9 protein-coding genes and 2 tRNA genes are annotated in these 12,386 nt (G+C 65.1%); 5 read left to right on the forward strand and 6 right to left on the reverse strand.

Going from position 1 to position 12,386, the window contains the following annotated elements; translation table 11 throughout:
* The first annotated feature begins 17 nt into the window (after positions 1–17).
* The 3 genes from AWB83_RS08250 (at position 18) to pgi (ending at position 4,810) form a co-directional block, all read left to right on the forward strand.
* Entirely contained in the window at positions 18–1,310 is a 1,293-nt protein-coding gene (locus AWB83_RS08250) for an FAD-dependent oxidoreductase (protein ID WP_087044114.1), read from the forward strand.
* Between the two features lie 108 nt (positions 1,311–1,418).
* On the forward strand, positions 1,419–2,981 hold the full coding sequence (locus AWB83_RS08255; RefSeq protein ID WP_087044116.1) for an NAD(P)H-hydrate dehydratase: 1,563 nt from the start codon (positions 1,419–1,421) through the stop codon (positions 2,979–2,981).
* 194 nt (positions 2,982–3,175) lie between these two features.
* The gene (gene pgi / locus AWB83_RS08260) at positions 3,176–4,810 is read left to right on the forward strand and encodes a glucose-6-phosphate isomerase (protein WP_087044364.1); all 1,635 of its coding nucleotides are present in this window, start codon (positions 3,176–3,178) and stop codon (positions 4,808–4,810) included.
* 67 nt (positions 4,811–4,877) lie between these two features.
* Here pgi and AWB83_RS08265 read toward each other — a convergent pair whose 3' ends face one another.
* Positions 4,878–5,579 carry an ABC transporter ATP-binding protein gene (locus AWB83_RS08265; protein WP_087044368.1) on the reverse strand — a complete coding sequence of 234 codons (702 nt, stop codon included), beginning with the start codon at positions 5,577–5,579 and terminating at the stop codon, positions 4,878–4,880.
* Here AWB83_RS08265 and AWB83_RS08270 point away from each other — a divergent pair.
* Both AWB83_RS08270 and AWB83_RS08275 read left to right on the forward strand, forming a co-directional pair.
* Positions 5,578–6,261, forward strand: coding sequence for an arylesterase (locus tag AWB83_RS08270; RefSeq protein WP_208636727.1), 684 nt, complete (start codon positions 5,578–5,580; stop codon positions 6,259–6,261). The genes AWB83_RS08265 and AWB83_RS08270 overlap by 2 nt on opposite strands.
* A 125-nt stretch (positions 6,262–6,386) precedes the next feature.
* Positions 6,387–6,728, forward strand: coding sequence for a hypothetical protein (locus AWB83_RS08275; RefSeq protein ID WP_087044118.1), 342 nt, complete (start codon positions 6,387–6,389; stop codon positions 6,726–6,728).
* 125 nt (positions 6,729–6,853) lie between these two features.
* On the opposite strand, the gene AWB83_RS08280 is transcribed toward AWB83_RS08275, so the two are convergent.
* The 5 genes from AWB83_RS08280 to lon all read right to left on the reverse strand — a co-directional run bounded on the left by AWB83_RS08280 (position 6,854) and on the right by lon (position 12,355).
* Positions 6,854–8,776, reverse strand: coding sequence for a SurA N-terminal domain-containing protein (locus tag AWB83_RS08280; protein ID WP_087044119.1), 1,923 nt, complete (start codon positions 8,774–8,776; stop codon positions 6,854–6,856).
* A 355-nt stretch (positions 8,777–9,131) separates the two neighbouring features.
* Positions 9,132–9,208, reverse strand: a tRNA-Asp gene (locus tag AWB83_RS08285).
* 26 nt (positions 9,209–9,234) lie between these two features.
* Positions 9,235–9,310 (reverse strand) — tRNA-Val (locus tag AWB83_RS08290).
* 76 nt (positions 9,311–9,386) lie between these two features.
* A complete protein-coding gene (locus tag AWB83_RS08295; RefSeq protein ID WP_159463028.1) occupies positions 9,387–9,710 on the reverse strand; it encodes an HU family DNA-binding protein in 324 nt (107 codons plus the stop codon).
* A 221-nt stretch (positions 9,711–9,931) separates the two neighbouring features.
* Positions 9,932–12,355 carry an endopeptidase La gene (gene lon, locus AWB83_RS08300; RefSeq protein ID WP_087044121.1) on the reverse strand — a complete coding sequence of 808 codons (2,424 nt, stop codon included), beginning with the start codon at positions 12,353–12,355 and terminating at the stop codon, positions 9,932–9,934.
* Positions 12,356–12,386 lie beyond the last annotated feature (31 nt).

Raw genomic sequence — 12,386 nt, forward strand, 5'->3', positions numbered from 1 at the left:
TTCGGGCACAAAAAGTCATGGATGTAATCGTCATCGGCGGAGGCATCGCCGGCATCGCCACCGCGTATCAGCTGCATGCGGCGGGCCATCGCGTCTGCGTGATCGAGCGCCACGCGACCGTCGCGCAAGGCGCCACCTACGGCCAGGGCGGCGCGCTGCTGCCCTCGCCGCTCGACGTCTGGTTCGGTCCGACGTTCATGGCGTCGAGCCGCGCGAAGCAGAGCGGCATGGTGGTCAAGACCGGTTTCGACTCCGCCGCGCGCGATTTCGTGAAACAGCTGGCGACGCTGCGCGACCCCGAGACGTTCGCCACCCGGTACGAGCGGCTGCAGCCGCTCGTCGAGCTGTCGCGGCGCGTGCTCGGCGAGATCGAAAGCCGTCTGGAGCTCGATTTCGAGCAGCGCCGCGGCATGTTGCATGTGTTCCGCCAGCCGCGCGAGCTCGAGGAAGCGCAGCCGGCCGTCGACCTGCTCAAGCGCTTCAAGGTGCCGTATCAGGTGCTCACGCCGGAGGAATGCGTCGCCGTCGAACCTTCGGTGCCCGACGATCCCGCGTTCGCCGGGGGCGTGCTGCTGCCCGAGGAGCGCACCGCGAACTGTCCGCTCTTCACCAAGCAACTGAAGCAGGCGCTCGAGGACGGCGGCGTGCAGTTCCGCATGCATCGCGCGGTCGCATCGGTGCGCCTCGACGGCGCGCGCGCCGCAGTCGAGCTCGCCGATCACAACGAGAGCAAAAAGCGCTCGGTCGAGGTCGAAACGATCGCGGCGGATGCGATCGTCGTCGCCGCGGGCACCGGCACGCTCGCGCTCATTAGCGGCATCGACGCGACGCCCGCGCTGTTCCCGTTGCGCGTGCACACGCTGACGGCGCCCGTCGCCTACGAGGAGCGCGCGCCGCATCTCACGGTCGTCGATTCGACCAAGCGCATCACGATGACGCGCGTGAACCAGCGGCTGCGCGTCGCAGGCGCGGGCGTGTTCCAGAGCGCCTCCAAGGCCGACAAGCCGCTCGACGCCGCCCTCTCGCGCCGGGCGCTCGATCTGCTCGGCCAGGGCACGCACGACTGGATTCCGGGCGCCGCGCGCGTCTCCGCCGCGCGTGCCTGGGACGGCCTGCGCCTCTTTTCCGCCGACGGGCTTCCGGTCGTCGGCGCGACGCGCCATCCGCGTCTTTTCGTCAACGCGGCGCACGGCCCCGTGGGTTGGGGGCTGGCGTGCGGGTCTGCTAAAGTGATCGCGGACCTCGTCTCCGGCATCGCGCCCGAGCTTCCTGCCGAGACCCTCGCCGCGCTGAGCCTCGAACGCGCCTAGCAGCCGGCGGACATACGCGCCGCGCCAGCGGCGTCGACGGGCACGGTGCTGCGAGCGATGCCGGGGTTTTCCGAACGATTCGATCGAAACGCCCTTCCGTCCGCCGCCATGACCGCTGCCCGCTCTCCCTATTTCACGCCCAAAGACGATCCGCTCGCGCTCCTGACGCTCGCCGAGCTGCGCACGCTCGAAGCGCGCGCAGCCGCCGCGCTGCCGCCGCACACGCTGATGGCGCGCGCGGGCGCGGCCGCCGCGCAGTGTCTCGTCGACGCGATGGAGCACGATCCCGAAACGCGCGCGCGGCCGGTATGGATCGCGGCAGGCCCCGGCAACAATGGCGGCGACGCGCTCGTGATGGCCGAGCGGCTGCATCGCGCGGGCATCGGCGTGCGCGTGTGCATGCCCATCGAGGTCAAGCCCGACGACGCGCGCTGGGCGCTCGGAGCCGCGCGCGCGGCAGGCGTGCCGATCGACGACCAGCCGCCCGCTTCGTTCGACGATTTCGGCTGGCTCGTCGACGGCATGTTCGGCATCGGCCTCTCGCGGCCGCTCGAGGGCGTGTTCGTGGACATCGCCGCGCGCCTGACGCGCCGCGCGCGCGCGTCGGGCCAGGTCCTGGCGCTCGACGTGCCGAGCGGTCTCAACAGCGACACCGGCGCGCCGGTCAACGGCTCAGAAGCCGTGCGTGCGACCGATACCATCACGTTCATCGGCGCGAAGCCGGGGCACTTCACGTCGCAGGGACGCGACCTCACCGGCCGGCTCTTCGTCGCGACGCTGGAAGTCGAGGCGAGCGCCGTGCCGTCGATCGTGCTCAACGCGCCCGCGCTCTTCGGCGCCCACATGCCGCCGCGCGACAACGCGACGAACAAGGGCACCTTCGGCACGCTCGCCGTGATCGGCGGCGACACCGGCATGTGCGGCGCGCCGGTGCTCGCCGCGCGGATGGCGCTCTACGGCGGCGCGGGCAAGGTGAACATCGCGTTTCTGGGCGAAGGCTTCCCGCCCTACGATCCGCCGCATCCCGAATTGATGCTGCATCAGGTCGACGGCTTCGCGCTCGAGAAGATGGACGCGCTCTCGATCGGCTGCGGCATGGGCACAAGCGAGCGCGCCAGGAAAGTGCTCGACGACGTGCTGAAGCTCGACGTGCCCAAGCTGCTCGATGCCGACGCGCTCAATCTCGTCGCGAGGGACGACGCGCTCGCGGCGGCGGTCGCCGCGCGCGGTGCGCAGGGCGATCCGTGCATCCTGACGCCGCATCCGCTCGAAGCGGCGCGTCTTCTGCAAACCGATGCGAAAGCGGTTCAGGCGGATCGCATCGCCGCCGCGCGCCAGCTGTCCGCGCGCTATGCGGCGATCGCCGTGCTGAAAGGCTCGGGCACCGTGATCGCTTCGCCCGACGGGCGCGTCGCGGTGAATCCGACGGGCAACGCCGGGCTGGCTATCGGCGGCACCGGCGACGTGCTCGGCGGATTGATCGGAGCATTGCTCGCGCAGCAGCTGCCTGCCTACGAGGCTGCGCTCGCGGGCGTCTACCTGCACGGGCTCGCCGCGCAGACGCTCACCGACGACGGCATCGGCCCGGCAGGTCTGACCGCGGGCGAGCTCGCGCCCGCGGTGCGCACCCTCATCAACCGCCGCTTTTACGCGGAGCACGCGCGAAGCTGAGGCATCCCGCACGCGCAGCTTGCAAAGCCGCTGTGACGCTTTGCAAGCATCCGTTCATGCATCGTCGCTATACTCTTTTTGATTCGGGCATCCGCGGCGGTTTAGTCGCGTTCACGAAACACACGACGCAAGGCAAGCCGCGCAGGATTCGCACGAACGTATTCCTCTGTCACTCTCAGACTATCGGACCGCTCATGACCCAAACCTCGACGCTCAATTCGCTTCCTGCCTGGTCGGCGCTCCAGTCGCACTACGATGCCATTTCCGGCGAGCGCCTGCGCGACTGGTTCGCGCCGCAAAACGACACCGCTCCGACGCGCGCCGAGCGCCTCACGTTCGAAGGCGGCGGCCTCACCATCGACTTCTCCAAGAACCGCGTCAACGACGAAACGCTCAAGCTGCTGATCCAGCTCGCCGAGGAAGCCGGCGTCACGAAGCGCCGCGACGCGATGTTCCGGGGCGATATCGTCAACGTCACCGAGCATCGCGCGGTGCTCCACACCGCACTGCGCGCGCAGTCGCCCGATGCGCCTTTCTACAGCCAGGTGCAGGCCGAAAAGGCCAAGATGGCCGCCTTCTCCGACAAGGTCCGCGACGGCTCGTGGAAGGGCTACACCGGCAAGCGCATCCGCCATGTGGTGAACATCGGCATCGGCGGTTCTGACCTCGGGCCGAAGATGGTCGTGCACGCGCTGCATCATCTCGCATCGAAGGAGCTCGACACGCACTTCGTGTCGAACGTCGACGGCGCGGATCTCTACAACGTGCTGCAGCAGATCGACGCCGAAGAGACGCTCGCGATCGTCGTCTCAAAAACCTTCACGACGCTCGAGACGATGACCAACGCGCACTCGATGCGCGACTGGCTCCTGAAATCCGGCTGCCCCGAAGACCAGCTCTCGAAGCATTTCGTCGGCGTGTCGGCGAACCCGGCGGAAGTCGTCAAGTTCGGCATCGCGAAGGAGAACGTGTTCGAGATGTGGGACTGGGTCGGCGGCCGTTACTCGCTGTGGTCGGCGGTCGGTCTCTCGATCATGCTCTCGGTCGGACCGAAGAACTTCGACGCGCTGCTGCAAGGCGCGGACGCGATGGACCAGCACTTCCGCACCGCGCCGCTCGACGTGAACCTGCCGGTGCTGCTGGGCATGATCGGCATCTGGTATCGCAACTTCTTCGGCTCGCAGAGCGACCTGATCGCGCCGTATTCGGAGGCGCTGCACTATCTGCCTGCGTATCTTCAGCAACTGGAGATGGAGAGCAACGGCAAGTCAGCGCGGCTCGACGGCAAGATGGTCGACTATCCGACCGCTGCCGTCATCTGGGGCGAGCCGGGCACGAACGGCCAGCACGCGTTCTTCCAGATGCTGCATCAGGGGCCGACGCTCATCCCGATCGACTTCATCGCCGTGCTGACGCCGGAGCATCCGCTCGTCGATCATCATGCGAAGCTGCTCGCGAATTGCTTCGCGCAAAGCGAAGCGCTGATGCTCGGGCGCACGCTGGAAGAAGCGAAGAAGGTCGCGGGTCCGGGCAAGGAAGCGCTCGCGACGCACCTGAGCTTCCCCGGCAACCGGCCGACCACGACCATCATGCTCGATGCGCTCACGCCGCAAGCGCTCGGCGCGCTCATCGCGCTCTACGAGCACAAGGTGCTCGTGCAGGGCACGGTGTGGGACGTCAACTCGTTCGATCAGTGGGGCGTGGAGCTCGGCAAGATTCTCGGCAAGGTCGTCGAGGCCGATATCACCGCGGCGAGCGTCGATCCGTCCAGGCACGACTCGTCGACATCGGCGTTGATCGCGCGGGCGCGCAAGGCGCTGAAACGCTGAAACGCTGAAACGCTTGATTCGGTTCAATGCGCCCGCATCCGTTCCGGCGGTGCGGGCTTTTTCATGCTCAGACGGAAAGGCCGTTGACGAGCCGTCCCGCTTCGATCGTCACGGTGGCATCGCAACGCCCGGCGAGTTCAGGATCGTGCGTGACGAGCACGAGCGTCGCGCCGTTGCGCCGGTTCATTTCGAACATGAGGTCGATGATCGCGTAGCCCGTGGCGGCGTCGAGACTGCCGGTGGGTTCGTCGGCGAAGAGCACGGCCGGATGCGTGACGAACGCGCGCGCGAGCGCGACGCGCTGTTGCTCGCCGCCGGAAAGCAGCTTCGGATAATGTCCGGTGCGCTGGGCCAGGCCCACCTGATCGAGCAGCGAGCGTGCGCGCGCCGCGATCTCCCTGTGCGGCATCTCGGCGCGCAGTTCGAGCGGCAGCATCACGTTCTCGAGCGCGGTGAGATGCGGCATCAACTGGAAGGACTGGAACACGAAGCCGACGGCGCCGCTTCGCAATGCGGCGCGCTCGTCTTCGTTCAGCGTGGACAACTCCTTGCCGAGCAGACGAACCGAGCCCGCGCTCGCGCTGTCCAAACCGGCGAGCAGGCCGAGCAGAGTCGACTTGCCCGAGCCCGATGCGCCGACGATCGCCACGCTGCTGCCCTGCGCGATCGACAGATCGATCTGATCGAGAATCGTCAGCTCGCCCGTTGCGTCCTTCACCCGCTTGCTCAATCCCCGTACTTCGATGACCGGCTCGATATCGTTTTGCATGGACACCTTGAAAAATAACTTGTGCGGTCTCGCGCGCACCATCGCGATGGCCACGACGCTGGCGGCCGCCTGCGCGACGACGGCACACGCCGCCAACGCGCAGGCGGCATCTCAACCGAAGCCCGCGATCGTCGTGCTCGGCGATAGTCTCTCGGCCGAATACGGCCTGCCGCGCGATACGGGCTGGGTGAATCTCTTGCGCGAACGGCTGGCGAAGGAGCGCTTCGATTATAGCGTCGCCAATTCGAGCATCAGCGGCGACACCACGAGCGGCGGACGCGCGCGGCTGACCGCGGTGCTCACGCGCATCAAGCCCGCGATCGTGATCGTGGAGCTCGGTGCGAACGACGCGCTGCGCGGCGTGCCGCTTGCGACTACTGAGACGAATCTGAGGAGCATCGTCGATGCCTCGCAGGCCGCGCATGCGAAGGTTTTGCTCATCGGCATGTACGTTCCACCCAATTACGGCCCCGACTACACGCAAAAGTTTCATGCGGTCTACGAGCGCATCGCCAGGGAGAAGAACGTGCCGCTCGTGCCCTTCCTGCTTGCCGGCATCGCGGACAAGCCGTCCCTGTTCCAGGCCGACCAGATTCACCCGACGGTCCAGGCCCAGCCTTTGCTATTGGATAACGTCTGGCCAACCTTGAAACCCTTGCTGGGCGCCAGCGCATCGCACTGACGAAGACGCTGGCCGCAACAGCCTTTCGGATAAACGCGGAGCACGGCCAGGATTCAGATATCTGAGACTTTCGCGTAACTCTTATAACCCCGCTCGTCTTGTGAGCGACTCTACAAGGAGGTCACGTGAAACTTTTCCCTCTTCTCGCACTGACCGTTGCGATCTCGGCCTGTGCCGCACAGCCGCCCGCGGGCGTGCAGCAAGTCGGCACGAGCCAGAAGGCGCCGAAGGCCGTCGCGCAATGCGTCGCCCAGAAGTGGGCCGACAAGTCGCAACAGCAAGTCGTGTCGCAGGACACGCTCGCGAACGATCAGGCCGTCGATATCTACGTTCCCGGCCAGCAGCCGCCGAACGGCGCAGCGGCCATCGTGCGTCCGGCATGGTCGGGGCCGGGTTCGTGGGTCGGCTTCCGCGCATCGGGCGCAGCCGGCAGCCAGGCGACCGGCGACATTCAAGCTTGCCTGTAAGGCGCGTCGCGAGTCTGCGCATCCGCGTGCCGAATGGCGCGCAGGCGTGACTGCCGCGTGACCCAAGCAAAAGCCCCGCTTCCTTTCGGCAGCGGGGCTTTTCAACATGAGCGCGTCGAAGTGCGTCAGTTCGACGATTGCGTCGGCGCGTGGCTCAGCTTGACCTTCGAGCGCGCCTTCAGCGAGTCGACATACGCTTCCATTTCGGCTTGCGCATATACCTGCGCGATCTGCCGCTGCGCCCCCGTGAGACGATCGGCCGCGACCTGCGCCGGCTTCTCGACCGCATTCACGCGATAGATCGCATAACCGTCCGCGCCGAGATCCACGCCGACATACGCCGGCAGTTTCGACGCATCCGCCTTGAAGATCGCGCTCAGCGCGGCGGGCGGCAGCCCCTGCGCATCGTTGCGCGAGACCGTGATCGGCGACGTGAAGCCGTCGGCCGACTTCGACTTCTGCAGGTCGGCCAGTTTCGCCTCGCCTTCCTTCTTCGCCATGGCGGCGGCCATATCCGCGACGGCCTTCTTGCGGACCTCGTCCTTCACCGCGTCGAACGCGGGCACGGCCGAAGCCTTGTAGTCGGTCACGCGCGCGGCGATCAGCGTGTTGTTGCCGATGTCGATGGCCTGCGTGTTGTTGCGGTCCTTCACCGAGTCGGGCGCGAACACGGCGGCGAGGAACTTCGGATTGTTGAGCGGGCTATCCTGCGGCAGTTGCGGATTCGGCTTCGGGCCGATCGTCGCCGTCTGGATCGTCAGCTTGTACTTGTCCGCCGCGGGCTGCAGCGACTTCGACTTCTCGTACACGAGGTCGGTGAAGCCTTGTGCGTCGTCGGCGAAACCCTTCGTGCCCTGCTGCGCCGCATAGTCCTTTGCGAGCGCGTCCTTCACTTCGTCGAACGGCTTCGTGACGGCAGGCTTCACATCGGTTGCCTCGATGATGTGATAGCCGAAGTCCGACTCGACGATGTTGCTCACCTCGCCCTTCTTCAGGCCGAACGCGGCGTCGTCGAAAGCCTTGCCGCCCGCGATCTGGCCGCGCGCGAAGTAGCCGAGATCGCCGCCCTTGCTCGCGGAGCCCGGATCATCCGAGTTCTTCTGCGCGATCTGAGCGAACTGATCGGGATGAGCCTTGACTTGCGCGAGCAGGTCTTCGGCCTTTTGCTTCGCTTTCGCCTTGTCGGCGGCGCTCGCGTCCTTCGGCGCGTTCACGAGAATGTGGCTCGCGCGCACTTCCGCTTCCGTGCGATAGCGCTGGATGTTTTCGTCGTAGTACTTCTTGAGATCGGCGTCGCTCGGCTTGGCTGCCGCTGCGATGATCGACGGCGACAGCAAGAGGTACTGGATCGTGGCCGTCTCGGGCGTCGCGAAGTCGTTGCGATGCGCGTCGTAATAGGCGGTGAGCTGCGCGTCGGTCGGCTGGATCTTCGCGGTGTAATCCGCCGTGCGCAGCGACAGGCCCTGCACGGAGCGCTTTTGGTCGGCCAGCTCGGTGAGGTTCTGCGCGAGCGTTTTCGACGTGAACGAGCTCGACTGGATGCTGCTCGGGATCTGATCGGTTGCGAGCGTGTAGCGCATGCGTTCGTCGTATTGCGCGGGCGTCATGCCCTGCATGGCGAGCAGTTGCTTGTAGCGGTCCACGTCGATGGTGCCGTCCGGCTTGCGCAGCGACGAGATCACCGGGTCGGCGAGCAGTGCGCGGCGCACGGCGTCATCCGACGCGGTGAGATGCAGGCGCTGCGTTTCGTCCGCCATCGCGCGCTGCTGCACGAGGCTGTCGACCATCGCGGCGCGCGTCTCGGGCGTGTCGAACATCTTGGGATCGAACTGCGCGCCGAGCATCGAGCGGGCGCGGTCCACTTGCTGCCTGAAGGCGCTGTCGAATTCGGCGCGTGTGATCTTGTGACCGTTCACGCTGGCGACATAGGCGCTTTCGTCGAAGAAGTTGCTGAAACCCTGAATACCGACGATGCCGAGGCCGGGCACGATGATCAGGATCAGCAGGGCCATCATCAGGCGCTGGTGATTTCGGAAGAAGTCGAGCATGCGTTGCGCTGCGTTATTGGAACAAAACGCTCGATATTACAACAGTGGCAGAGGAAAAGGCGAAAGGCGACGGGGATTTGGCCTGGCGCACGGCTCGCGCGGCCTGAAGGCGATTCGCCGTCGGATTCGAAATATCCTAAGAATCAGGCATTTAGGCGCCGATCGATGTGCTTTGTGCAACGCCAGTGGTGCGCAATTGCGGCGACCGTTGCGCGCGGATTTCCGTGGCGGGGCGATTCATGCGGCGCGCTCCCGATCATTAGCATTCTTAAAGAAACGTTTGCGCGACCGATCGCGCGATGCAAAACAAAAAGTCCCGCAAGCCGTGAAGCTTACGGGACTTTCATGTCGATTCTGGCGGAGCGGACGGGGCTCGAACCCGCGACCCCCGGCGTGACAGGCCGGTATTCTAACCAACTGAACTACCGCTCCTGGGTAGCGCGCAATGAACCGAGACCTGGTGGGTGCTGAGAGGCTCGAACTCCCGACCTACGCCTTGTAAGGGCGCCGCTCTACCAACTGAGCTAAGCACCCGGTCCGCATTTCATTTGATTTGCGCCGCGCTTGAATCCAGTGCTTCTTATGGGAAGCGCCGTATCCAGCGAGTCCGCTAGTTTAGCGCATCCTTCAGCGCTTTGCCAGGGCGAAATTTCGGGACCTTCGCGGCCTTGATCTTGATCGCCGCGCCCGTGCGCGGATTGCGGCCGGTACGCGCCGTGCGCTTGCCCACGGCGAACGTGCCGAAGCCGACGAGCGTCACGGTTCCGCCCTTCTTCAGCGTCGTGCGCACGCCGCCGATCACCGCGTCGAGCGCGCGGCCGGCGGCGGCCTTGGAGATATCGGCTTGCTGCGCGATATGGTCGATCAGTTCCGTCTTGTTCATTGTGATCCCCGAATCAGTAATGGCAACGTTGTCATCGATCTGGTCCTGCATCGAAGCGAATGGCATCTCGATATTGTTGGATGCGGCGCCCATTTAACTTAGCCGAAAGCGGCGTGTCAACGGGGATTGAGCCTTATTCGACGGGCCTGGCGGGCACATTAGAAGACATCTTCGGAATTATCGCGCGCACCAAACAAAAACCCGCGGGGGTGACCCGCGGGTTTTTAGCTCCGATCACGCAACACGGTAAGGAACCGTGTCGCGCGATGCGGTCAGTGCTTCACGACCTCGCCCGACGCGGGCGCATCCTTCTGCTGTTCGGCCGCGACCGGCGTCGCCTTGGCTTCGTCTTCCGGCAACGGCTCCGGTGAGCGTTCCAGCGCGAGCTCCAGCACGCGATCGATCCAGCGAACCGGTACGATCTCGATGGCGTTCTTCACGTTGTCGGGAATCTCGGCCAGATCCTTCGTGTTCTCCTCGGGGATCAGCACGAGCTTGATGCCGCCGCGATGCGCCGCCAGCAGCTTCTCCTTCAACCCGCCGATCGGCAGCACTTCGCCGCGCAGCGTGATTTCGCCCGTCATCGCGACGTCCGCGCGAACCGGAATGCCCGTCAGCACCGACACCAAGGCGGTCGTCATCGCGATGCCGGCGGACGGACCGTCCTTCGGCGTCGCGCCTTCCGGCACGTGGATGTGGATGTCCTTCTTCTCGAAGGATTCGTCCGTGATGCCGAGTCGGCGCGAGCGCGAGCGCACCACCGAGCGCGCCGCTTCGACGGATTCCTTCATCACGTCGCCGAGCGAACCCGTGCGGATGACGCCGCCCTTGCCGGGCATCACCGCCGCTTCGATCGTCAGCAGATCGCCGCCGACTTCCGTCCACGCGAGACCCGTCACCTGACCGATCTGATTTTCCTTCGCGGCCAGACCGAAGTCGTACTTGCGCACGCCGAGGAAGGTGTCCAGGTTGCTGCCATCGACCTTCACGGCGCCTTCCGCCTTCTTCAGCAGGAGCATCTTCACGACCTTGCGGCAGATCTTCGACACTTCACGTTCGAGCGAACGCACGCCCGCTTCACGCGTGTAGTAGCGAATGATGTCGCGGATCGCCTGTTCCGTGACGTCGATCTCGCCGTCCTTCAGGCCGTTGTTGCGCTTCTGCTTCGGCAACAGATACCGCTGCGCGATGCTGACTTTCTCGTCCTCGGTGTAGCCCGAGAGGCGAATGACTTCCATCCGGTCGAGCAGCGGCGGCGGAATGTTCAGCGAGTTCGACGTCGCCACGAACATCACGTCCGACAGGTCGAAGTCCACTTCGATGTAGTGGTCCGCGAACGTATGGTTCTGTTCCGGATCGAGCACTTCGAGCAGCGCGGAAGCGGGATCGCCGCGGAAATCCATGCCCATCTTGTCGACTTCGTCGAGCAGGAAGAGCGGATTGCGCACGCCGACTTTCGCGAGGCTCTGCAGGATCTTGCCGGGCATCGAGCCGATATACGTGCGGCGGTGACCGCGAATCTCCGACTCGTCGTGCACGCCACCCAAGGCCATGCGCACGAACTTGCGATTCGTCGCGCGGGCGATCGACTGCCCGAGCGAGGTCTTGCCGACGCCCGGAGGCCCGACCAGGCACAGGATCGGCGCCTTCACCTTCTCGACGCGCTGTTGAACCGCGAGATACTCGAGAATGCGTTCCTTCACCTTCTCGAGACCGAAGTGGTCTTCGTCGAGCACGCGCTCGGCGTTCGAGAGGTCGTTGTTGACCTTGCTCTTCTTGCGCCACGGCAAGCCGATCAGCGTGTCGATGTAGTTGCGCACGACGGTCGCCTCAGCCGACATCGGCGACATCAGCTTGAGCTTCTTGAGCTCGGCGTCGGCCTTCTTCTTGGCTTCCTTCGGCATGCGCGCGGCGGTGATGCGCTTCTCGAGCTCTTCGAGATCCGCGCCCTCTTCGCCTTCGCCCAGTTCCTTCTGGATGGCCTTGACCTGCTCGTTCAGGTAGTACTCGCGCTGGCTCTTCTCCATCTGGCGCTTCACGCGGCCACGGATGCGCTTCTCGACCTGAAGAATGTCGATTTCGGCCTCGAGCTGGGCGAGCAGATGCTCCAGACGCTCGATGACCGGGAACATCTCGAGGATGTGCTGCTTCTGGTCGAGCTTGAGCGGCAGATGCGCGGCGATGGTGTCGGCAAGACGACCCGCCTCGTCGATGCCCGACAGCGACGTCAGGATCTCCGGCGGAATCTTCTTGTTGAGCTTCACGTACTGATCGAACTGCGAGACGATCGCGCGGCGCAGCGCTTCGGTTTCGGCGCTGTCGGCGTGGTCGGGCTCGAGCGGCATCACGTCGCAGGAGAATTGCGTTTCCTGCTCTTCGATCGAGAGCGTCTTGGCGCGCTGCAGGCCTTCGACGAGCACCTTCACCGTGCCGTCAGGCAGCTTCAGCATTTGCAGGATGTTGGCGACACATCCTACTTCGTACATGTCCTTTTCGGTCGGCTCGTCCTTCGCCGCCGTTTTCTGGGCGACGAGCATGATGTGCTTGCCGCCTTCCATCGCGGCTTCGAGGGCCTTGATCGACTTGGGCCGCCCAACGAAGAGCGGAATCACCATATGCGGGAAAACGACTACGTCGCGCAGCGGGAGCAGCGGCAGCGTAATGCGTTCCTGCGGGAGGAGTTGGGTTCCTGACATTTCATTTCCCCATTAATGGAATCAGTTCAGT

The organism is Caballeronia ptereochthonis (genome assembly GCF_001545075.1).
Classification (GTDB): domain Bacteria; phylum Pseudomonadota; class Gammaproteobacteria; order Burkholderiales; family Burkholderiaceae; genus Caballeronia; species Caballeronia ptereochthonis.

Bases quoted from the DNA above. Each gene is read 5' to 3' on its own strand.
- pgi (WP_087044364.1), top strand. From the start codon at position 3,176: ATGACCCAAACCTCGACGCTCAATTCGCTTCCTGCCTGGTCGGCGCTC.
- AWB83_RS08280 (WP_087044119.1), bottom strand. From the start codon at position 8,776: ATGCTCGACTTCTTCCGAAATCACCAGCGCCTGATGATGGCCCTGCTG.
- lon (WP_087044121.1), bottom strand. From the start codon at position 12,355: ATGTCAGGAACCCAACTCCTCCCGCAGGAACGCATTACGCTGCCGCTG.
- AWB83_RS08295 (WP_159463028.1), bottom strand. From the start codon at position 9,710: ATGCAGGACCAGATCGATGACAACGTTGCCATTACTGATTCGGGGATC.
- AWB83_RS08250 (WP_087044114.1), top strand. From the start codon at position 18: ATGGATGTAATCGTCATCGGCGGAGGCATCGCCGGCATCGCCACCGCG.
- AWB83_RS08255 (WP_087044116.1), top strand. From the start codon at position 1,419: ATGACCGCTGCCCGCTCTCCCTATTTCACGCCCAAAGACGATCCGCTC.
- AWB83_RS08265 (WP_087044368.1), bottom strand. From the start codon at position 5,579: ATGCAAAACGATATCGAGCCGGTCATCGAAGTACGGGGATTGAGCAAG.
- AWB83_RS08270 (WP_208636727.1), top strand. From the start codon at position 5,578: ATGGACACCTTGAAAAATAACTTGTGCGGTCTCGCGCGCACCATCGCG.